This is a genomic window from Actinosynnema sp. NPDC002837, assembly GCF_040295345.1.
Lineage (GTDB): Bacteria > Actinomycetota > Actinomycetes > Mycobacteriales > Pseudonocardiaceae > Actinosynnema.
The window spans coordinates 1-21,274 of sequence record NZ_JBEOVG010000053.1; the positions used below are offsets into that span (position 1 = coordinate 1).

Consider the following 21,274-nt stretch of genomic DNA (forward strand, 5'->3'; position numbering starts at 1 on the left):
GTCGTTCGCGCCCTGATTCCCGACGATCGAAAAGCGTGATCGCCGGGAATGAGGACGCGAACGACCGACGCGACCTCGCGGGGGTGGTCCGGTCGGGGCCGCCCCCGTTCACGTGCTCAGCTTGAGTAGACCTTGGGGTCCAAGGTGCCGATGTAGGGCAGGTCGCGGTAGCGCTCGGCGTAGTCCAGGCCGTAGCCGACCACGAACTCGTTCGGGATCTCGAAGCCGACGTACTTCACCGGCACCTCGACCTTGACCGCGTCCGGCTTGCGCAGCAGCGTGCAGACCTCCAGCGACCGCGGCTTGCGCGACGCCAGGTTCTTGAGCAGCCACGACAGCGTCAGACCGGAGTCGATGATGTCCTCGACGATGATCACGTCGCGGTCCGCGATGTCCCGGTCGAGGTCCTTGAGGATGCGCACCACGCCGGAGGACGAGGTCGACGAGCCGTAGGAGCTCACCGCCATGAACTCCAGCTGCACCGGCACCGGCAACGCCCTGGCCAGGTCGGTCATGAACATCACCGCGCCCTTGAGCACGGTGATCAGCACCAGGTCGTTCGCGCCGTCGGCCGGGTAGTCAGCCGCGACCTTGTTGGCCAGCTCGGTGACCTTGTCGCTGATCTCCTGCTCGCTGATGAGCACGGAACTGATGTCGCCGTCGTACACGGACGGTTCCCCTTTTGTCATGACTGCACTGGTTCCACTCGCAGCCTGCCATGCGCGCGCCGCGCCACAAAGCCGCCGGGCAGCCACACGCCGCCCTGCCCGCGCCACTCGCTCACCAGCGCGTCCACCCGGCGCAGGTGCGAGTCGGACAACTCGGGCACGTTCTCCTCCAGCAGCCAGCGGCGCAGGACGCGGCGGCGCAGGGCGGTCGGCAGGCGCCCGACGTCGGCCACCGACCGGCGGTCGCCGTCGAACGCCTCGGCCAGCTCGTCCAGCGCGTCGTTGTCCTCGCGCAGGTGGGCGGCGGTGCGGGCGAGGGCGTCGGCCACACCGCCCTGGAGCACGTCCTCCAGCAGCGGCAGGACCTCGCGGCGCAGGCGGACCCTGGTGTAGCGCGGGTCCTCGTTGTGCGGGTCGCGCCACGGCGTGAGGCCGAGTTCGTCACATGCGGCCTCCGTCACGGCCCTGGAGACCCGCAGCAGCGGACGGCCCCACGGCGGGTCGTGCGCGCGCATGCCGGCGATGCTGCGCGGCCCCGAGCCGCGACCCAGGCCCAGCAGGACGGTCTCGGCCTGGTCGTCCCTGGTGTGGCCGAGCAGGACCAGCCCGCGCTCCGGTCTCAGCGCGGCGTACCTGGCCTTGCGCGCGGCGGCCTCAGGTCCACCCGATCCGGTGACCTCCACCCGGCGCACCTCGGCGACCAGGCCGAGCTCGCGGCACGTGCTCGCGGCCCGTTCGGCGACCTGCGCCGAGTCGGCTTGCAGGCCGTGGTCCACGACGACCGCGCGTGCCCGCGTCAGCCCGGCCGTGACGGCGGCCAGGGCGAGCGAGTCCGCGCCGCCGCTGACGGCCACCGCGACCGGGTCGGGCCGGTGTTCGGCGAGGAAGCGCTTGACGGCCGTGCGCACCTCGGCGAGCGGTCCGTTCACGGTTGGACGCGACGCAGCCAACCGGCCGGGTCGGCGATCTCCGCACGCGTCGGCAGGGTGTCGGCGCTGGTCCAGACGGTGTTGAAGCGGTCCATGCCGACCGCGTCGACGACGTGCCCGGTGAACGCCGCACCCTCCGCGTACTGGCGGACCTTCGCCTCCACGCCGAGGAGCGTGCGCAGCACGCGGTCCAGCACGCCACCGCCCTGGCGGCGGGCCGTGAAGCGCTCGCGGATCGTGCGGACCGACGGCACGACGTCCGGGCCGACCGCGTCCATCACGTGGTCGGCGTGGCCTTCCAGCAACGTCGACAAGGCGATCAGCCGATCGAGCACCTCGCGCTGGCCGGGACTCTGCAGCAGCTCCACCAGGCCACCCGACTCGCGCAACCGCTTCGGCAGGTCGCGCAGGCGTGGCGCGGAGCCCTCGTCCATGCTGCCGAGCAGGGTGGCGACCAGGCCCGCGAAGTGCTCGGCGAGCCACGGCACGGCGGTGAACTGGAGGCGGTGGGTGCCCTCGTGCAGGCAGACCCACATGCTGAAGTCCTCGCCGGAGACGTCGAGGGCCCGTTGGGCGCCGACGATGTTCGGCGCGACCAGCAGCAGCCTGCCGCCCTCGGAGAACGGGTCGTACTGGCCGAGCACCCGGCCGCTGAGGAAGGCGATGACGACTCCCGCCTGGACGCCCGCCGTGCCCGCGAGGACACCGCTGAGCGCGCCGGACTGCTTGGGCAGCGCGCCGTCGGTGAGGGCGGCGAGGCCCTGCACGGCGGCGCGCACCCACGCCGGCCGGTCGACCACTTCGCCCTGCTGGAGCGGCATGCCGTGGCCGAGGCCGGTGAGCTCGCGGACGTGCACCTCGGCGTCCACGGCGAGTTCGCGCAGGCGGTGCACGGCGATGTCGGCCTCGGCTCTGGGCACGATCGGGCCGGGCCGGACGAGCCTGGTCGCCGTGGTGACGGCCAGGGCCCAATCGACCGGGGCACTGCGGTCCTGCGTCGCCGGGTTCACGCCCCTGACGCTACCTGCGGGGACCGCCCGGCCGACACTCCCGCGTCCACGTCTTGAGCGTTCAGCAGCCGCAGGTCCGGAGGGCGGCGGCCATCTCGTCCAGCGCGCCGCGCACCAAGGAGTTGTTCTGCTCGGGGCTCAACGACATGAACGCGAACACCAGCAGCCTGCCGTCCGCGTCCACCACCACGCCCGCGAGCGTGTTCACCGAGGTCAGCGTGCCCGTCTTGGCCCGCACCCAGCCCCGGCCGCCCGCGCCCCACTGCTCGTACCGGGTCGCCAGCGTGCCGCTGCCGCCCGCCACCGGCAGGGCCGTGAGCAACGGCCGCAGCTTGGCCGTCTTCGGGTCGGACGCGTCCGGCTTCGCCGCCGCCACGAGCACGTCCGCCAGCAGCTTCGCGGGCACCTTGTCGTTCGGCGACAACCCGCTGCCGTCCACGATCGTGGACGTCGACAGGTCGAACCCGTTCTCGGTCAGCACGTCCCGCACCGCCTGGGTCGCGCCCGCGAACGACGGCTCCAGGCCGCGCGCCTTGGCCACCTCCCGCGCCATCGTCTCGGCCAGCACGTTGTCCGAGATCTGCATCAGGTTCTCGACCAGCTGGTCCACCGGCGCGGACTTCACCTCGCCGAGCACCTCCGCGGCGGGCGACGCCACGCCCGCCGCCACCGCGGGCACGCCCAACCGCTGCGCCAACGCCTGCGCCGCCACCGCCGCGGGGGTCGCCGTGCGCGGCGTGTCGTACTTCGTCGGGTCGCCACGCCCGCCGTCCAGCATCACCGGCTCGATCGGCGCCACGTACCCGTTCGGCACGTCGCTGGGGTCCCAGCCGGGCGCGGTGCCCGGACCCGCGTACCGCGACACGTCGTACTGCACCTGCGTCACCTGGCCGCCCGACGCGCGCACCTGCGCGGCCAGGTCGTCGATCGTGGCCGCGCCGGGGTAGACCGTCGTCTCGCCGGCGGGCCGGGACGACAGCGTCGGGTCGCCGCCGCCGACCAGCACGACCGAGCCCGGCTGCGCCCCGCGCACGACCTTCGTCGAGAACTGGGCCCGGTGGTCCAGGGCCAGCAGCGCCGCCGCGGCGGTGAGCACCTTGATCGTGGACGCGGGGGTCTGCGGCGTCGTCTCGCCCTGGTTCCACAGCGGCGTGCCGGCCACCGGGTCCACCACCACGCCCGACAACGGCGCCAGCAGCCCGTTCGCGGCCGGACCGGCCAGCACCGCGCGCACGCCCGCCGCCGTGGCCGGCTTGCCGTCCGCGCCGACGCCCTTCATCGCCAACGACACCGGCGCGGGCGGCAGCGGCGCGGCGGTCGTCGGCACGGGCGTGGCGTCGAACCACCCCTGCTGCGTCCCGACGAGCGCGGTGCCGGCGAGGGCGACCACGAGCAGCGCCGCCGCACCCAACACGAACGGGCGCTTCCGCCGCGTCGGAACCGACGGCTCTTCACGTTCCGTGATCGGTTCAGGGACCGGTTCAGGTTCCGACTTGATCTCGGTCGGCGGCGCGGGCGAGGGCGGCGCGACGGGCTTCGGCGGCACCCTCACGGGCTTGGCGGGCACCGGCGCCGGCATGCGCACGGTGGGCGGGTCAGGCCGTCTGACCTGCACCGTCGGCGGCTCGCGGTCGACCTCGTCACCGTCAAAGGTCGGCCACGATGGCTCGTCGGGCACGCAGTCCTCCGCGGTCGAGTACGGGCAACGTCACACCCTCGGCAAGGGGTTGACGAGACGACGTAGTCCACACTAGTGGCGTAACGAACGGCGAAGACGAGCGAGGACCGCGCAGTGGAGTTCGACGTCACCATCGAGATCCCCAAGGGGGTCCGCAACAAGTACGAGATGGACCACAAGACGGGGCGCATCCGGCTGGACCGGACCCTGTTCACGGCCACTCAGTACCCGGCGGACTACGGGTTCGTCGACGACACGCTCGGTGAGGACGGCGACCCGCTCGACGCCCTCGTGCTGGTCCAGGAGCCGACGTTCCCCGGCTGCCTGATCCGCTCGCGCGCGATCGGCATGTTCCGGATGACCGACGAGAAGGGCGGCGACGACAAGCTGCTCTGCGTCCCGGCGGAGGACCCGCGCTCGGAGCACCTGCGCGACATCCACCACCTGAACGAGTTCTACCGGCTGGAGATCCAGCACTTCTTCGAGGTCTACAAGGACCTGGAGCCGGGCAAGAGCGTCGAGGGCGCGACGTGGGTCGGCCGCACCGAGGCCGAGGCCGAGATCGTCCGCTCGTACCAGCGGCTGAAGGACGCCGTGGCCCGCGGCGAAGACCACTGAGCTGATCCGCGAAGAGGCCCGCCCCCGGTTCCGGGGACGGGCCTCTTGCGCTTTCGGGCGTTGCCGAGGCGTCAGTGCGCCGCGATCGGCGCGGGCTTCTCGCCCTGCGCGTCCTGCACCCGCTCCAGGCCGGACCGGTTGGACAGCGGCACCTCGCGCAGGAACCAGATCACCGCGAACCCGATCGCCGTCACCAGGCCTCCGACCAGGAACACCAGGTCGATCGACGAGGAGAAGCCGTCCAGGAACGGCCGCGCCAGCGCCGGGTCCAGCTTGGTCAGGAACTCGGTGTTGTCCAGGTCGAACGCCGGGCCGCCGCCTTGCAGGCCGGCGGCGAACTCGCGGTTCTCCGGCCGGGCCAGCGCCGCCTGGAAGTCGGGCGTGGCCGCCGCCGAGCGCAGCGCGTCGCCGATCTTGTCGCCGACCGTGCTGAACAGGATCGACAGGAACACCGCGGTGCCGACCGTGCCGCCGATCTGGCGGAAGAACGTGGCCGACGAGGTCGCCACGCCCATGTCGCGCGGCTCGGCGTCGTTCTGGATGGCCACCAGCAGGGTCTGCATGCACAGGCCGAGCCCGGCGCCCAGGAAGAACATCAGCGCCAGCGGCTGGTAGATCGGCGTGTCCGTGCCGACCGTGCTGAAGACGAACAGCGCGGCCGTGATCAGCCCGAACCCGATGATCGGGAACACCTTGTAGCGGCCGGTCTTGGCGGTGATGTTGCCGCTCGTGCCCGCCGCCGACATGATGCCGAGCGTCAGCGGCAGCATCATCAGGCCGGACTCGGTGGCCGAGTAGCCCTTCACGATCTGCAGGTACAGCGGCAGCGAGACCATGCCGCCGAACATCCCGACGCCGAGCAGGAAGTTGATGACGTTGCCCAGCGCGAACGTCTGCCGCTTGAACAGCCGCAGCGGGAGCAGCGCCTCGTCGCCCATCCGCCTCTCGGTGAGCACGAACCCGACCAGGCCGAGCACGCCGATGACGTACATGGCGATCGAGGTGCCCGACGCCCAGCCCCAGCCGCGGCCCTGCTCGGCCACGATCAGCAGCGGCACCAGGCCGGTGGTCAGCAGGCCCGCACCGACGAAGTCGATGCGGTGGTTCACCCGCTGGTGCGGGATGTTGAGCACCTTGGCCACCACGACGAGCGCGACCAGCGCGATCGGCACGTTGATCAGGAACACCCAGCGCCAGCCGGCCGTGCCCAGGAACGACTCCATGCCCGCGAACAGGCCGCCGACCACGGGGCCCGCGACGCTGGAGATGCCGAACACCGCCATGAAGTAGCCGGTGTAGCGGCTGCGCTCACGCGGCGAGGTGATGTCCGCCAGGATCGCCATGGCCAGCGACATCAGACCGCCGGCGCCGAGGCCCTGCACCGCGCGGAACGCGGCCAGCTCGTACATCGAGTTCGCGATGCCGGACAGCAGCGAGCCCGCCAGGAACAGCGTGATCGCGGTCAGGTACATCGGCTTGCGGCCGTAGATGTCGGACAGCTTGCCGTACAGCGGCGTGGAGACCGTCGCGGTGATCAGGTACGCGGTCGTCGCCCAGGCTTGCAGCGTCTGGCCGTGCAGCTCGTCCGCGATGGTCTTCATGGCGGTGGCCACGATCATCTGGTCGAGCGCGGCCAGGAACAGCCCGAGCAGCAGGCCCGACAGGATCGTCAGGATCTGCCGGTGGGTGAGCAGGGCCGCGCCGGGTGGCGGCGCGTCCGCTCGGGTTGTCGTTTCCGACATCACTTCTCCTCTTCTGAGCGCGGCCCCAGTCCGCTCTCAGCGATGAAATCCGGTAGCGCCTTCTCGTAGTCCCCCACGAAGCGCTCGAAGTACTCGATGAACTGGGTCCACTCCCGCGGGGACCAGTCCGTGAACAGGCGGGCCAGTGCGACGTTGCGCTGCGCGCGGCGTTCGGCGAGCAGTCGCTCGCCCGCCTCGGTCACCGCCAGCACGCTCGCCCGGCCGTCCTCCGGGTCGGCCCGGCGTTCCACCAGGCCGTCCTTGACCAGCGTCGCCACCTGGCGGCTGACCGTGGACGGGTCCGAGAACACCGCCTCCGCCAACGCGCCGGCCCGCGAGGGGCCGAGGTGGTTGAGGTTGGCCAGCAGCACGAAGGAGGCCTTGTCCAGGCCGGCCTTGCTCATGTGCGCGGCGACGCAGGCGTGCATCTTGTTCATCCGCACCAACGCCATGCCGAGCCGGTCGGCCATGGCGAGCTCGTCGACCCGCACCTCGTCACCCACCGGGGTCGCCATCGCACACTCCGTTTGCTTGCATCAACCAACTAGTTGCTGAGTACAAGCATGCGCTCGGACGGGTGACATGGCAAACGAATTGCCGGTGACTCGGGTCTCATGGTTACCGGCGGGTAGCATCAGCGGCCATGAGCGCTGACCACTCGTTCGTCGCCGACGCGATGAAGCAGGCCGTGCCGTGGGTCAAGACCGTGGGCGTGGAGTTCACCGAGGTCACGGGCGACCGCGTGGTCGCCGCGCTGCCGGACCGCGAGGAACTGCGCAACCACGTCGGCGGACCGCACGCGGCGATGATGTTCGGCGTCGCGGAGACCGCGTCGGGCGCCGTGGTGATGGCCGCGTTCGCGCCGCACCTGGCCAAGGCGACCCCGTTGGTGGTGCGGTCCGAGATCACCTACAAGAAGCTGGCGCTGGGCGACCTGCGCGCCGAGGCGGTGCTGGGCCGGCCCGCGGCGGAGGTCGTGGCCGAGCTGGAGGCGGGCACGCGGCCGGAGTTCCCCGTCGCGGTGACGATCACCGACGCGAACGGCGTGACGACGGGCGAGATGACCGTCGTGTGGACGCTGCGCCCCAACCGCTGACCCGGCCCGGCGCCGCTCGCGGGTAGGTTCGGGCGCCGTGAAGGTGGACCGCCTGGAGATCGAGTACGACCCCCGCACCGTGTCGGCCGCGGCACGAGCGGCGGCGGACGAGGGCTGTGACGGCTTCTGGCTGGCCGAGACCAGGCACGACCCGTTCCTGGCGCTGGGCCGCGTGGCCGGGCGGGTGGACGGGCTCGACCTCGGCACGGCGATCGCGGTGGCGTTCGCGCGCAACCCGATGAGCACCGCCGTGCAGGCCAACGACCTGCAGCTGCTGTCGGGCGGCCGGTTCCACCTCGGCCTGGGCTCGCAGGTGGAGCCGCACGTCACCAAGCGGTTCGGCATGCCGTGGTCACGGCCCGCCGCGCGCATGCGCGAGTTCGTGCTGGCGCTGCGCGCCATCTGGCACAGCTGGGCCACCGGCGAGCGGCTGAGGTTCCGCGGCGAGTTCTACACCCACATGCTGATGACGCCGTTCTTCGACCCCGGCCCCAACCCGCACGGCCCGCCGAAGGTGTGGCTGGCCGGCGTGGGCGAGCTGATGACCGAGGTCGCGGGCGAGGTGGCGGACGGGTTCCTGTGCCACTCCTTCACCACCGAGCGGTACCTGCGCGAAGTGACGCTGCCCGCGTTGGCGCGCGGCCGGGCCAAGGCGGGCAAACCCCTGGCGGGGCTGGAGATCAGCGGGCCGTCGCTGGTGGCGTGCGACGAGCGGGGCGTGGCCGAGGTCAGGCGGCAGATCGCGTTCTACGGCTCGACGCCCGCCTACCGCCGGGTGCTGGACCTGCACGGCTGGGGCGAGCTGCACGAGGAGCTGCACCACCTGTCCCGGCGGCAGCGGTGGGACGACATGGCCGGCGCCGTCACCGACGAGGTCCTGGCCGCCTTCGCCGTCGTGGGCCCGCCCGCCGCGGCGAAGGCCGAGCTGACCCGCCGCTACGGCGACGTGATCACCAGGATCGCGGCGCCGGTCGTCAGGACCGGATGAGGTGCCGCCCGCTCGGCTCGTCGCGCATCACCCAGTGCCGGAACAACTCCGCCCGGACCCGCGCCACGGTCCGCCTCCGCACCCAGCGCCGACGCCCGACGCGTGCCGCGAGCACGGCCAGCGGCAGGGCCAGCACCGTCAGCACGACCATCGTGACCATCGCCATCACCTCCACGGTGGCAACGACACGGTGACCCACGGCTGACGCCAATGGTGAAAAGGTCACCCCGATGGAGCAGCGTCGTCGACCCGACGGTAGCGGGCAAGGGCCCGACGGTAGCGGCACGGGAACGAACACGTGCCCCGGACGTGGCGAAGGCCCCGGACGGACGCCCGGGGCCTTCGCATCTCGCGAGCCGCCTATCGGAATCGAACCGATGACCTGCTCATTACGAGTGAGCCGCTCTGGCCGACTGAGCTAAGGCGGCGAGACGCGACAACTATAGCCGACCCCTCCGGCGTCACCGAACGGGGGGATGGTCGTTAGAGCGACAAGTGACGGTGCTCACGTGAGCACCGCACGACGACCGCCGCTGTCCTGGAGGTCCGACCACATGCGCCTGATGGCCGTGCCCGTCGCCGCCGCGCTGGTCGCGCTCTGCGCCGCACCCGCCCTCGCCCAGCCCACGACCACGCCGGTGCCCGGTCCGCGCGACCCGGGCCAGCCGCCGGTGTCCGCCGGACCGGCGCCCCGCACGCACGCGATCGGCGACGCGGGCACCGGCTTGGCGGTGGTCAGGCTCGCGCCGGACTCGACGCCGACGAACACGATCCTGCCGGGCTTCGGCGAGCAGCTGCCCAAGCAGTCGGCGGCCGAGATCGGCGTCGGGCTCGCCTCCGCCCAGGCCAACACCGAGGCGTTCTTGTCCTACGAGCGGTCGATCGCGCAGGCGTCCCCGCTCGGCTTCGCGGTGCAGGGCCGGGCCCCGCAGACACCGGGCACGCTGGTGCAGACCGCGTCGCCGGACAACGCCGCCCCCGTCACCGGCGGCCTCACGCCACCCGCCACCCCGCTGGACACCCTGCTCAAGGTCGGCCTGCTCGACGGCAGCGTGCACGCCCGCTGGCACGACGAGCTCGGCCCGTGCGTGCAGCCCCTCGCCGACGCCAAGACCTCCGTCGCGTCCCTGAGCGTCCTCAACGCCATCCCCACCCTGCCCAGCACGCCGGACCTGACCGGCCTGCTCACCGGGGGCGCGCCGAAGCTCGACGCCGCCGCCGAGCAGGCCCTGATCGACAACGTCAAGCAGCTCACCGCGCCGCTGAGCCGGCTGGGCGGCCTGCTCTCCGGCACGCCCGACACCGGCGCGGACGGCTCGCTGCTCAGCCTGCCCGAGACGCTCAGCGCCCGCTCCACCGTCGACCTGGTCGACCTGCCCGGCAGCCCGAACAAGGCCGTGCGGTCGACGTCCACGCTCCAGGCCGCGAGCGTCCGCCTCCTCGCCGGCACGGCGGCGGAGATCCGCATCGACGTGGTCGGTCAGCCGACGCTGGTCGCCCTGTCCACCGGCGACCGGGCCACGTCCGGGATCACCTACACCGCGCCCGTGCTGCGCGTCAGCCAGGGCGGCAAGGAGCTGGGCACGCTCGACGCGGCCAACCCGAAGCTGGACGTGCCGATCGGCGTCGCGCCGGGCCTGGAGCTGCCGCTGGTCGGCGCCGTGGCCGACGGCCTGCCCAAGCTCGACATCGGCGTGCTGCGGTTGCAGGTCGCCCAGCTCAACCAGAAGGACGTGGTGATCGACGGCCCGCTCCAGCAGGGCGGTCCCACCATCAACGGGTTCATGCTCGGGGCCACCGCGCGCCTGCTCGACCTCCAGCTGCTGCCGACCGACGCCCTCGGTCTGCCGAACCTGCCGGCGGCGCTGGCACAGGTGTCCCTGGGTGAGCAGATCGTGCGCGCGGCGGCCCCGAGCGGCGGCGTGGTCTGCGCTCCGTCGCAGCCGCCGCCCGGTGGCGGCGGGCAGGCCGCGCCGCCGAAGAAGGGCGAGCCGCTGGCCTACACGAACGCGGCCTACCGGACCGTCCCGATCTTCTGGACGGGCACCGCGCTGCTGCTGGTCGGCGTCGTCCTGGTGGCCGCCCTGCCGACCCGTCGCCCGGTGCGGCGCACCGACCCGGGCACGCCCGACCGCACGTCCACCGCGTAGCGCGTCACCCCATGTCCGCGAGCACCGGCCGGGGTCGGTCGACCGGGAGCAGCAGCCGCCGGTCGCGGTCGGCCTCGTACCGCAGCCGTTCGGCGGCCAGGAAGCACCGGTTCAGGCCGGTGCGGACGTCGAGCGCGTTGACCCCGGTCTTGATCACGTAGAACAGGCCGATGTTCACCAGCGCCACGGCCGCGGCGTACACGTAGGTGTCGTTGAGCACGCCCTGGACGATCAGGACGGCGAACGTCCACACCGTGATCGCGTAGAACGTGATCGTCGGGCCCCACTGCCGGAAGCCGTCCAGGCCGGTGATCTTCTGGTGCTCGGGCGGCACGGTGCTCAGCCCGTGCCGCCTGGCCCGCGCGAGCTGCTCCGTCGCGAACCGGGCGCAGAGGATGTTGGAGAACAGCACCCCCGTGTAGCCGACCGCGGTCCCGATCGGCCACCAGCGGACGTCGACCAGGTTCACGCCCAGGATGAGCCACGAGGCCCAGATGGACATGATCCTCATCCACAGCTCGGCGCCGAACCGCAGCACCGGGCGGGGCGCGCCCGGCGAGTCGGCGACCCGGGTCGTCAGCCCGCTCAGGATGTTCTGGTAGTAGCGGGCCGACGCGAGCGCGAAGCTCACGCCGATGATCCGCGCGGGCAGGTTCTCCCACACCCGGCCCAGCTCGTAGCCCGGCCGGCGCAGGTCGTCGAGCAGCGGGATGACGTCGGGCCGCGCGCCGAGCAGCCGCAGCACGAGCTGGTCGGCGGGCCCCAGCACGTCGATGCCGATGTCCCGGAGGAACCAGTAGACGCACACGGTGAGGCTGAGCGCGAAGCTGATCGACGACAGCACGGAGAACGTCAGCAGCCACCGCGCGTGCATCGACCGGTGCGGGTCCGCCAGCACGCCCTGCGCCTTGCGGAGCCGGTAGATCCGCCGCCTCTTCTTCGGCTCGCGCGACGGCGGGAACAGCGACGACAGCATCGCCACCACCGACTGCCGGTCGTCCGGGATCGCGTGGGGCCGCAGCTGGGGGTCCTCGACCAGGGCGGCCTGCGTGACGTCCAGCTCCTGCGCCAGCACCTGGCCGAGGACCCGGTAGACGTCGGGGTCGTCGGCGGCGATCGGGAAGACCAGCAGCCGCCGTTGCGGCCGCACGTCGATCAGGTCCTCGATGAACCGCGCGAGCAGCGGCGCCTGCCCGTAGAAGCGGTCCGGGATGGTGCCGTCGCGGTTCTCGCCGACGTCGCCGAGCGCGATCAGGATCCGGCCGAGCGAGTACACGTCGGCCTTGGTGACGTCGTCGCCGTTCTCGCGCACCTCCGGCGCGACGTAGGCGCCCTGCCCGCTCTCCAGGCCGCCGACCGCGCCGCTGTAGAGGTAGTTCCGGCCGAAGTCGACGAACGTGACGTCGTACTCGCCGCCGCCCGCGCCGGGGTCGCGGCGCCGCACGATGATGTTCGTCGGCGACAGGTCCTCGTGCCTCTTGTCCCGCGAGTGCAGCTCGGCCAGCGCGGTCACCAGCGGCAGGCCGATCTTGCGGATCATGTCGAGGCGGACGTTGCCCGCGGGCGAGCGGACCGGGGCGCGCCGCCAGCCCAGCGCCACGGTGGCGGAGTCGTCCTTGATCCGCTGGATCTCCTCCGCCAGCGTGTTGCCCTCGGCGAAGTCCATCAGGATCCAGTGCGACGTGCTCGCCCAGACCCGCACCATGTGCTGGACCGGCCTGCCGTCGACGTCGAGCGCGTTGTGGTCGCGCGCGTAGGTCCGGGTCTTCTCGGCGATCACCGGGATCTTCGAGTAGGGGAACAGCACGCACTTGAGCGCGAACCGGATCCGCCGACCCGCCGACTCGTCGGGCAGCCCGCGCAGGATGAACGAGGTCGAGCCGTGCCGGTGGAACTCGAGCTCCGCCTCCCGGATCCGCTGCCACTCCCGCACGGCGCGCTCGTCGGACCGGTCACCGGCGTCGGGCGCGTAGAGGCCGAGCAGCGCGGCGCGCACGGAGGCGTCGCGCACCAGTTGCCGGCACAGGCCGTCGCAGTCGTGCGCCTCCGGCTTCCGGCCGGGGCCGTTGCCCGACCGCGCCGAGTCCTCCATCGTGATGAGCGTCATCAGCAGCACGGAGAGGTAGCCGTGCGTCTCGGCGTCCCGCCGGGTGTGCCCGCCGACCCGGCCGGTCTTGAAGTTCCCGCACCAGCGGGTCAACGAGTCGACGGCGCGCAGGCGCTGCACGCCGACGTCGAGCTGGAAGGACAGCTTGTCGGGCGGGATCGCGGCCAGCAGCCGCCGCCAGTCCTCCACCGCCGGGCACAGCTCGCGGACGCGGCGCAGCCGCGCGGTGTCCGCCGCCTTCGCGTCGAGGGCCGTGATCTCGCGGAAGACCTGCCTCAGGGTCTCCACGTCGGGCTGCCGGGCCGGTGGCGTCCCGCTCACAACGCCGGCTCCCCGGCCGCCGGGCTCGGGCGCACGACCGTCAGCCTCGGCACCACCTCCGCGTCGACGCCCTCCAACGCCAGGTGGAGCATGCGGTACGCCGAGCGCGCGCCGTCGAGCAGCTTGCCCCGGTCGACCTCGTGCCGCTTCACCTCGGGCGTGCCGGGCAGCGGCGCGAGGTCCAGCACCGCGGGCGACGGGTCCGGGTCCCGCCGGCTGCGGGCCAGGTACGGCCGGTCCTCGGTCAGGTACTCCGCGGTCGAGGCCGTGAACCCGGCGCCGAGGCCGGGGCGCATCTTCTCCAGGTGGCGCGCGACCAGGCGGTTGACCACCGACACGCCGTTCTTCGGCGGCGCGATCGGCCTGGTGCTGAACGACAGCACGTGCGTGCACCCGTCGTCGACGGCGGCCCGGAACGGGTGGAAGCGCAGCACGCCGCCGTCGATGGCGCGGCTGCCCCGGAAAGTGGTGGTGCCCTTGATCGCCAGGGGTAACCAGGTGCTCGCCCGCAACGCCTCCCGCAGGTCCTCCGGTGAGGAGAAATCGCTGACGTCGAGCGTGCGCAGCGCGTCGACGTCGGTGACCATGACGTGCAACCGCTGAGGGGACGCGATGATCGCCGCGTAGTCCAGCGGCTTGCGCCGGACCAGCACTTCCTCGAACACGTAGGCCAGGTTCATCGGCCCTTCGCGCCGCAACACCCGGCGGAAGTCGAGGAACACCGGATCGGTCAGGTCGTCGAAGTAGATGGACAGCGGGAACCAAGTGCGCCTGGTGATGAAATACGCGCCGTTGACCGCGCCGGACGAACATGCGTACACGTCGTCGAACGCGTCGGCGAAACCGAGGTCCTCCACCGCCGTGAGCATCGCGCCGGAGACGACCCCGCGCAGTCCGCCGCCCTCGATGGCGAGCCCGACCTTGAACCCGTCCTCGCGCGCACCGGGTTTGCTGCCCGCCGCACGGCGGGCGCGCAGCACTTCAAGCACGGGGTGGGTCGGAGACCACGGCAGTCCGGCGGGCGGACGCGCCGCGAGCGGGCGCACGCCGAGCAGCGGCAACCGGGGGCGTCGGCCATTGATCCGAGACATGCGAAGACCTCTCCGGAGAGCACTGCTACGAGATCAACGTAGTAGAGCGCCGCCCACTCCGGCCCGGGTCGAACCGCCATCACCCGAACGTATTATCCGAACGATTCGACGACCGAATCCGCCACCGCGTCGTGGTGCCGAAATAACCTGTCCACCTGGAAAAGGACCGCCCCACGTCCGCAATTCTGCGGTTGTCCCGTCGTCTTATCCGATCAATTCCACCCGAATCGGCAACAACGCGGGACCGCCGTCGCGGGCGAACCGGTCAGCCCCGCTGGAGCGTGGTGAGCATGGCCTCGATGGCGATCCGCGGCTTCACGTTCAGCTCCAGCGCGGTCCGGCAGTTCAGCACGGCCTCCAGCCGGCGCAACGTCGACTCCGGCGACCACTGCGCCGCCGCCGCGCGCGCGTCCTCCGCCCGGTCCGGGTGGTTGAGCACCGCCCGCGCGCCCGTCGCGGTCACCAGCACGTCCCGGTAGAACGCGGCCAGGTCGACCAGGGCCTGGTCCAGCGAGTCCCGCTGGGTCCGGGTGGCCCGCGACTTCTGCCGCTTCTCCAGGTCCTTCAACGCGCCCTTCGCCCCGCGTGACGCGGCGGCCGTGCCCTTGCCCGTGCCGCCGGCGCCCATGGCGGTCTCCAACGCCTCGCGCTCGGCCACGTCACGGCTCTCGTTCGCGGTCTGCGCGTCGCCCTCGGCGGCCGAGACGAGCTGGTCGGCGCACGTGAAGATGTCCGCGGGCCGCCGCAACGCGGTCGGGATCCGCAGCACCGCCTCGCGCCGCGCCCGCGACTCCTCGTCGGTGGCCAACCGCCGCGCCCTGGCCACGTGCCCGCCGCACACCGAGGCCGCCCACGACGCCACCTCCGGCGCCACGCCCTCCTGCTCCAACGCCGACGCGATCGCCGCGGTGCGCGGGGTCGCCAGCGACACGATCCGGCAGCGCGACCGGATGGTCACCGACACGTCCTCGGGGTGGTCCGACGGCGCGCACAGCAGGAACACGGTCCGTGCCGGGGGCTCTTCCACCGCTTTGAGCAGCGCGTTCGCCGCGCCCTCGGTGAGCCGGTCGGCGTCGGCGATGATCACCACCTGCCACCGCCCCGACGTCGGCCGCCGGGCCGACACCTGCACCAGCGACCGCATCTCGGCCACCGAGATCGACAGGCCCTCGGGCGCGACCACCCGCACGTCGGCGTGCGTGCCGGCCACCGTCGTGTGGCACCCGGCGCACGAGCCGCAGCCCGGCCGGTCGTCCACGGCGACGCACTGCAACGCGGCGGCGAACGCCCGTGCGGCGACCAGGCGCCCCGACCCGGGAGGCCCGGTGAACAGCCACGCGTGCGTCATCGCGCCCGACGCCGGCGTGCCACCCGCCACGATCGACGCGGCGGCCTCCGCCGCCGCCGACAGCACCGCGACCGCCTCCGGCTGGCCGACGACGTCGCCCCACACACCACCGCTCACCAGGCGACCGTACCGATCCGTCAGGGCGTCTCCGCCACCGGCTTGACCGGCATCCTGGTCCGCCGGGCCAGCAGCGGCAGCACGGCGGTCCGCACCCGGGCGGCGACCTCGTCCTCGGTGCCGTCGGCGTCGACCACGACGTACCGCTCCGGGTCCGCCGAGGCCATGTCGGTCAGCAGCTTCTGCACCCGCCAGTGGTGCTCGACGGTGTCCAGCGTGCCGCCGGAGGCCCGCACCTTGGGCGGCATCCGGTCCAGCAGCACGGTCATGTCCGGCCGCAGCCGGCCGGTGGCCCAGTCGACCAGGCCCTCCACCTCGCGCGGCTCCACGCTGCCCGCCGCGCTGAAGTGCGCCAGCGGGCTGTCGACGTACCGCTCCATGACGACCAGCGCGCCGTTGTCCAACGCGGGCCGCACCTCGCGCTCCACCACGTCGGCCCGCACGGCCGCGGCCACCAGGGCGTGCGCCCGCACCCCGGCGAGGTCGGCGGTGGTCAGCAGGTTGCGCAACCGCTGCTCGTCCAGGTCCGGGTCGGAGGCGAGCACGACCTCGCGGCCGGTCTCGCGCAACGCCTCGGCCAGCCGCCTGGCCTGCACGGACGTGTCCTGCCGGGTGTCGCCCTCGACCGCGATCAGCACGCCGGCGGTCCGCCGCGCCCGCCCGCGCAGCGCCGCGAGCAGGTCGGACAGGAAGGGCTCGGAGCGCCGGTTGTCCATCTGCCGGTAGGCGATCAGCCCCAGCAGGGCGGCGATCACGCCCGCGCCGAACAGCACCGGCCGGGTCCCGTCCACCACCATCGGGTGACCGAAGACCGTGACCGTGCGCTTCTGCACCAGCGTGACCAGCAGCGGAGCGGTGGCCGACGCGGCGAACAGCACGATCTTGAGCAGCGACTGGAGCAGCGCCACGGTCCGGCCGCGCATCGCGTCCTCGACCTGCGAGCCGACGATGGTCAGGCCGGTGAGGAACGCCATGCCCGCCGACGCGCCGACGCACGCCACCGCGACCAGCGCCACCCACAGGTGCGGCGCGAACGCCACGAACAGCAGGCTCACACCCGCGACCAGGATCGTCACGCCGAACAGCCGGTCGTACGGCAGCCGCCGGGCCATCCGCGGCGCGGTCGCCATGCCCAGCGCCAACCCGGCGAACACGGCCACGAACAGCAGGCCGAACGTGGAGTCGCCGCCCAGCAGCGACAGCGAGTACGGGGTGGCCGTGCCGATCACCGCGCCGGCCGCGGCGAACGCGCCGATCATGCCGATGACCAGGCCGCGGACCAGCGGCGTGCGGGCGGCGTACTTCATGCCGTCGCGCAGCATGGCGAAGAAGCCGGGCGCCTCGCCGTTCTCGCGGGTGCGCTTGACGGCGGCGATCCGGCCGGACAGCTCCGGGATGCGGGTCGCCACGATGATCGCCGACGTCACGTACAGCGCGCCGTTGACCATGACCGCGATGGTCGCGATGCGGAACTCGAGGTCGCTGTTCTGCAGGCCGAGGTAGCCGGGGATGCCGGAGATGATCGAGTACAGGCCCGCGCCGGAGATGACCGAGATGCCGTAGGTCATCACCAGGCCGAGCTGGTTGGCCGTCTCCACCTGGTCGGGCCGGCGCAGCAGGTTCGGCACCGCCGAGTCCTTGGCCGGGATCCACAGCATCGCGCAGCAGCCGACCAGGAAGTTCGCGATGAACAGCCACCACGCCGTGCCGACCAGCGCGATCGAGATGAACAGGCCGCCGCGCAGCAGGTCGCAGACCACCATGATCTTGCGGCGGTCGAACCGGTCCGCGAGCACGCCGCCGAGCGGGGCGAACAGGATGCCGGGCAGCAGCTGGGTCAGCACGACCAGGCTGAGCGAGAAGCTCTGCCACTGGTAGCTGTCCATCATCTTGGTGACGAGGCCGGTCAAGGCCAGTAGTGACAACCAGTCACCAACGCTGCACAGATAGGTGACACCCCAGAGCCTGCGGAACGGCCGGATCGCCAACACGCTGCGAATCCGGTGGCTGGTCGAGGCCGCTGTGCCGCCGTCCTGGATGGTGCTCACCCCCGCCGATGGTGCAGGCGGTAAGGGTAGCCGGACCGATTCACCCGTCTGACCACATCCGCCGTTCGGGTGACCTGAGCGACATCAGCGCACGAGGTCGACCACGGCTTCGATGATCTCACGCACGACGTTGAACAGCAGCCCGCTGAGCGCGGCCAGCACCACCAGGCACCCGATCAGCCCGCCCTTGCCCTTCTTGGGCGCCTGCGGCCCGGAGGTCGGGCCCGCCACGTCCTGGTGGGGCTGACGGCGGGTCAGCCCCGCGTGCGGCACGTGCGCCGCCGGTTCGCCCGACACCTGCTGGGCCGGAGCGCGCACCGGCTTGCGTGCCGCCGCACGACGGTTCGGCGCGACGTACGCCGGTCCGGGCTCCGGCACGGGCGCCGGCGTCGGCGGCGCGATCGGCGGCACGGCCTTCGCCACGTGGTGCTCGCCCGTCACCAGGCCCGCGAGCGGGTCCGGGAACAGCGGCGGGGGCGGGGGCGGCTGCGTCCCGTCGTAGCCGGACCGACCGGCGTCGAGCCGGCCCGCGTCGGAGTCGCCCACCGCCCCGCCTCCCCTAGCTCTTGGTCTTCGCCGGAGCCTTCTTCCGCGCGGGCGCCTTCTTGGCCGCCGGTGCCTTCTTCTTCGTCGTCGGCCCCTTGGCCCGCTTCTCGGCCAGCAGCTCGGCCGCCCGCTCGTCGGAGAGGCCCTCGACGCTGTCGGACTTGCGCAGCGACGCGTTGACCTCGCCGTCGGTCACGTACGGGCCGAACCGGCCCTCCTTGACCACCATCGGCTTGCCGGAGACCGGGTCCGCGCCCAGCTCCTTCAACGGCGGCGCGGCGGCGGCCCGGCCCCGCTTCTTCGGCTCGGCGTAGATCTTGAGCGCCTCGTCGAGGGTGACCGTGAACAGCTGGTCCTCGCTGGTCAGCGACCGCGAGTCGGTGCCCTTCTTCAGGTAGGGCCCGTACCGGCCGTTCTGCGCGGTGATCTCCGCGCCGGTCTCCGGGTCCTTGCCGACCACGCGCGGCAGCGAGAGCAGCCTCAGCGCGTCGTCCAGCGTGACCGTGTCCAGCGACATCGACTTGAACAGCGAGCCGGTGCGCGGCTTCGGCGCCTTCTTGGTGCCCTCGGGCGCCTCGGGCAGCACCTCGGTCACGTACGGGCCGAACCGGCCCTCCTTGGCCACGATCTCGTGCCCGGTGACCGGGTCGTTGCCCAGCGAGCGGCCTTCCTGCGGCGTGGCGAACAGCTTGTCCGCGATCTCGCGGTTCAGCTCGTCCGGCGGCAGGTCGTCGGGCAGGTTCGCCCGCTGCGCGCTGGTCGTGCCGTCCTCGCCCTCGACCTCGCGCTCCAGATACGGCCCGTAGCGGCCGACCCGGACGTAGACCGTGCGGCCCTCCACGTCGGGGAACAGCGGGATCGAGTTGACCTCGCGGGCGTCGATCGCCTCGACGCTCGACCCGACCAGCTTCTTCAGCCCGCCGGAGCGGCCGACCGACGACTCGGGGCCGACGTTGCCGCCGAAGTAGAACCCGGACAGCCACGTGGTCCGCTCCTGCCGGCCCGCGGCGATGCCGTCGAGCTCGTCCTCCAGCGCGGCGGTGAAGTCGTAGTCGACGAGCCGGCCGAAGTGCTGCTCCAGCAGCCCGACCACGGCGAACGCCACCCACGACGGGACCAGGGCGGAGCCCTTCTTCCACACGTAGCCGCGGTCCTGGACGGTGCTGATGATCGAGGCGTAGGTGGAGGGCCGGCCGATGCCGAGCTCCTCCATCGTCTTGATCAGGCTCGCCTCGGTGAAGCGCGGCGGCGGCGAGGTCGAGTGGCCGTCCGCGGACAGCTCGGCGGCCAGCAGCGCCTGGTCCTTGACCAGCTGCGGGAGCCGCGACTCGGCGTCGTCGGACTCGCCGCCCGCCTCCGAGTCGACCGTCTCCACGTAGGCCTTCAGGAAGCCCGCGAAGGTGATCGTGCGGCCGGAGGCGGCGAAGGTGACGTCCTCGCCGCCCGCCGTGGTCCCGGAGATGCGGACCGACGTGGTGTTGCCCCGCGCGTCGGCCATCTGGGAGGCGATCGTGCGCTGCCAGATCAGCTCGTAGAGCTTGAACTCGTCGGACTCCAGCTCGCGGGCCACCTGGCCGGGGGTGCGGAACACCTCGCCGGCCGGGCGGATCGCCTCGTGGGCCTCCTGCGCGTTCTTGACCTTGCGCGTGTACTGGCGCGGTTCCTTGGACACGAACTGCGAGCCGTACAGCTCGGTGGCCTGCGCGCGGGCCGCCGCGATCGCGGTCTCCGACAGCGTCGTGCTGTCGGTGCGCATGTAGGTGATGTAGCCGTTCTCGTACAGCTTCTGCGCGGTGCGCATGGTGCGGTCCGCGGAGAAGCGCAGCTTGCGGCCCGCCTCCTGCTGCAACGTGGAGGTCATGAACGGCGCGTACGGCTTGCGCGTGTACGGCTTCTCCTCGACCGAGGAGACCGTCATCGAGGCGTTGACCAGGCCGTCCGCGATGGCCCTCGCGTGCGCCTCGTCCAGCACGCGGACGTCGGCACCCGCCTTGAGCCTGCCGTCCGGGCCGAAGTCGCGGCCCGCGGCCAGGCGCGTGCCGTCGACCGCGATCAGCCGGGCGCCGAACGTGCGGGGCGCGGCGTCCTCGCCCGCGTCCATGGTCGCCGAGACGTCCCAGTACGAGGCGGTGACGAACTTCATCCGCTCGCGCTCGCGCTCGACCACGATCCGGGTCGCCACGGACTGGACGCGGCCCGCCGAGAGCTTCGGCATGACCTTCTTCCAGAGCACCGGGCTGACCTCGTAGCCGTAGAGGCGGTCGAGGATGCGGCGGGTCTCCTGGGCGTCGACCAGGTCCTGGTCCAGGTCGCGCGGGTTCGCGGCGGCGGCGAGGATCGCGGGCTCGGTGATCTCGTGGAACACCATCCGCCGGACCGGGACCTTCGGCTTCAGCGTGTCGAGCAGGTGCCAGGCGATGGCCTCGCCCTCGCGGTCGCCGTCTGTCGCGAGGTAGAGCTCGTCGACGTCCTTGAGCAGCTCTTTCAGCTCGGAGACGGTCGACTTCTTGTCCGGCGTGACGACGTAGAGCGGCTCGAAGCCGTGGTCGACGTCGACCCCGAGGCGGGCCCACGGCATGCCCTTGTACTTCGCGGGCACGTCGGCCGCGCCGCGGGGCAGGTCGCGGATGTGCCCCTTGGATGACTCCACGACGAAGTCGCTGCCGAGGTACGACGCGATCTTCCGCGCCTTCGCGGGCGACTCGACGATCACCAACCGCCGGTTGCCGCTCGCTGATCCCCCGTTTGTCTTCCTCGCCCGTGTCGATCCAGCCACGCCGTCCCGCTCTCTTCGAACACTGTGTCCCGACCCGCCAG

17 protein-coding genes and 1 tRNA gene are annotated in these 21,274 nt (G+C 72.3%); 4 read left to right on the forward strand and 14 right to left on the reverse strand.

The window, feature by feature from the left end; translation table 11 throughout:
• Positions 1-116: 116 nt before the first annotated feature.
• The 4 genes from hpt to dacB all read right to left on the reverse strand — a co-directional run bounded on the left by hpt (position 117) and on the right by dacB (position 4,021).
• Positions 117-668, reverse strand: coding sequence for a hypoxanthine phosphoribosyltransferase (gene hpt, locus ABTZ99_RS29040; RefSeq protein ID WP_360466193.1), 552 nt, complete (start codon positions 666-668; stop codon positions 117-119).
• Positions 669-685: 17 nt separating this feature from the next.
• Positions 686-1,597 (reverse strand): tRNA lysidine(34) synthetase TilS, encoded by a 912-nt coding sequence (gene tilS, locus ABTZ99_RS29045; protein ID WP_499615649.1) that lies wholly within the window; start codon positions 1,595-1,597, stop codon positions 686-688.
• Positions 1,594-2,607 carry a zinc-dependent metalloprotease gene (locus tag ABTZ99_RS29050; protein ID WP_498779304.1) on the reverse strand — a complete coding sequence of 338 codons (1,014 nt, stop codon included), beginning with the start codon at positions 2,605-2,607 and terminating at the stop codon, positions 1,594-1,596. The genes tilS and ABTZ99_RS29050 overlap by 4 nt, the downstream gene beginning before the upstream one ends.
• 61 nt (positions 2,608-2,668) lie before the next feature.
• Positions 2,669-4,021: a D-alanyl-D-alanine carboxypeptidase/D-alanyl-D-alanine endopeptidase gene (gene dacB / locus ABTZ99_RS29055; protein ID WP_499615652.1), complete on the reverse strand. Its 1,353-nt coding sequence runs from the start codon at positions 4,019-4,021 to the stop codon at positions 2,669-2,671.
• A gap of 378 nt (positions 4,022-4,399) precedes the next feature.
• On the opposite strand from dacB, the gene ABTZ99_RS29060 reads away from it, so the two are divergent.
• Positions 4,400-4,903, forward strand: a complete 504-nt coding sequence (locus ABTZ99_RS29060) for an inorganic diphosphatase (protein ID WP_498779300.1) — start codon at positions 4,400-4,402, stop codon at positions 4,901-4,903.
• Positions 4,904-4,974: 71 nt separating this feature from the next.
• On the opposite strand, the gene ABTZ99_RS29065 is transcribed toward ABTZ99_RS29060, so the two are convergent.
• Complete coding sequence (locus ABTZ99_RS29065; protein ID WP_498779299.1) at positions 4,975-6,645, reverse strand: MDR family MFS transporter; 1,671 nt, start codon at positions 6,643-6,645, stop codon at positions 4,975-4,977.
• A complete protein-coding gene (locus ABTZ99_RS29070) occupies positions 6,645-7,160 on the reverse strand; it encodes a MarR family winged helix-turn-helix transcriptional regulator (RefSeq protein WP_498779298.1) in 516 nt (171 codons plus the stop codon). Before ABTZ99_RS29070 ends, ABTZ99_RS29065 begins: the two co-directional genes overlap by 1 nt.
• 128 nt (positions 7,161-7,288) lie before the next feature.
• Between ABTZ99_RS29070 and ABTZ99_RS29075 the strand changes: the two genes are divergently transcribed.
• On the forward strand, positions 7,289-7,741 hold the full coding sequence (locus tag ABTZ99_RS29075) for a DUF4442 domain-containing protein (RefSeq protein WP_498779297.1): 453 nt from the start codon (positions 7,289-7,291) through the stop codon (positions 7,739-7,741).
• Positions 7,742-7,778: 37 nt separating this feature from the next.
• Positions 7,779-8,729 (forward strand): TIGR03617 family F420-dependent LLM class oxidoreductase, encoded by a 951-nt coding sequence (locus ABTZ99_RS29080; RefSeq protein ID WP_499615657.1) that lies wholly within the window; start codon positions 7,779-7,781, stop codon positions 8,727-8,729.
• Here the strand turns inward: ABTZ99_RS29080 and ABTZ99_RS29085 are convergent.
• On the reverse strand, positions 8,716-8,895 hold the full coding sequence (locus tag ABTZ99_RS29085; RefSeq protein ID WP_498779294.1) for a hypothetical protein: 180 nt from the start codon (positions 8,893-8,895) through the stop codon (positions 8,716-8,718). The genes ABTZ99_RS29080 and ABTZ99_RS29085 overlap by 14 nt on opposite strands.
• Positions 8,896-9,083: 188 nt before the next feature.
• Positions 9,084-9,157: transfer RNA gene (locus tag ABTZ99_RS29090), tRNA-Thr, on the reverse strand.
• A 126-nt stretch (positions 9,158-9,283) separates the two neighbouring features.
• Here ABTZ99_RS29090 and ABTZ99_RS29095 point away from each other — a divergent pair.
• Complete coding sequence (locus ABTZ99_RS29095) at positions 9,284-10,879, forward strand: hypothetical protein (RefSeq protein ID WP_499615724.1); 1,596 nt, start codon at positions 9,284-9,286, stop codon at positions 10,877-10,879.
• Positions 10,880-10,883: 4 nt separating this feature from the next.
• Here the strand turns inward: ABTZ99_RS29095 and ABTZ99_RS29100 are convergent, their stop codons facing one another.
• The 6 genes from ABTZ99_RS29100 to topA form a co-directional block, all read right to left on the reverse strand.
• A complete protein-coding gene (locus ABTZ99_RS29100) occupies positions 10,884-13,307 on the reverse strand; it encodes a protein kinase domain-containing protein (RefSeq protein ID WP_499615660.1) in 2,424 nt (807 codons plus the stop codon).
• The gene (locus ABTZ99_RS29105) at positions 13,304-14,398 is read right to left on the reverse strand and encodes a patatin-like phospholipase family protein (protein ID WP_499615664.1); all 1,095 of its coding nucleotides are present in this window, start codon (positions 14,396-14,398) and stop codon (positions 13,304-13,306) included. Before ABTZ99_RS29105 ends, ABTZ99_RS29100 begins: the two co-directional genes overlap by 4 nt.
• A 265-nt stretch (positions 14,399-14,663) precedes the next feature.
• On the reverse strand, positions 14,664-15,863 hold the full coding sequence (locus tag ABTZ99_RS29110; RefSeq protein WP_498779288.1) for a DNA polymerase III subunit delta': 1,200 nt from the start codon (positions 15,861-15,863) through the stop codon (positions 14,664-14,666).
• A 20-nt stretch (positions 15,864-15,883) separates the two neighbouring features.
• Entirely contained in the window at positions 15,884-17,911 is a 2,028-nt protein-coding gene (locus ABTZ99_RS29115) for a bifunctional MFS transporter/dTMP kinase (protein WP_499615667.1), read from the reverse strand.
• 84 nt (positions 17,912-17,995) lie between these two features.
• Entirely contained in the window at positions 17,996-18,457 is a 462-nt protein-coding gene (locus ABTZ99_RS29120) for a hypothetical protein (RefSeq protein ID WP_498779285.1), read from the reverse strand.
• 13 nt (positions 18,458-18,470) lie between these two features.
• A complete protein-coding gene (gene topA, locus ABTZ99_RS29125; protein WP_498779283.1) occupies positions 18,471-21,233 on the reverse strand; it encodes a type I DNA topoisomerase in 2,763 nt (920 codons plus the stop codon).
• Between the last annotated feature and the right edge of the window lie 41 nt (positions 21,234-21,274).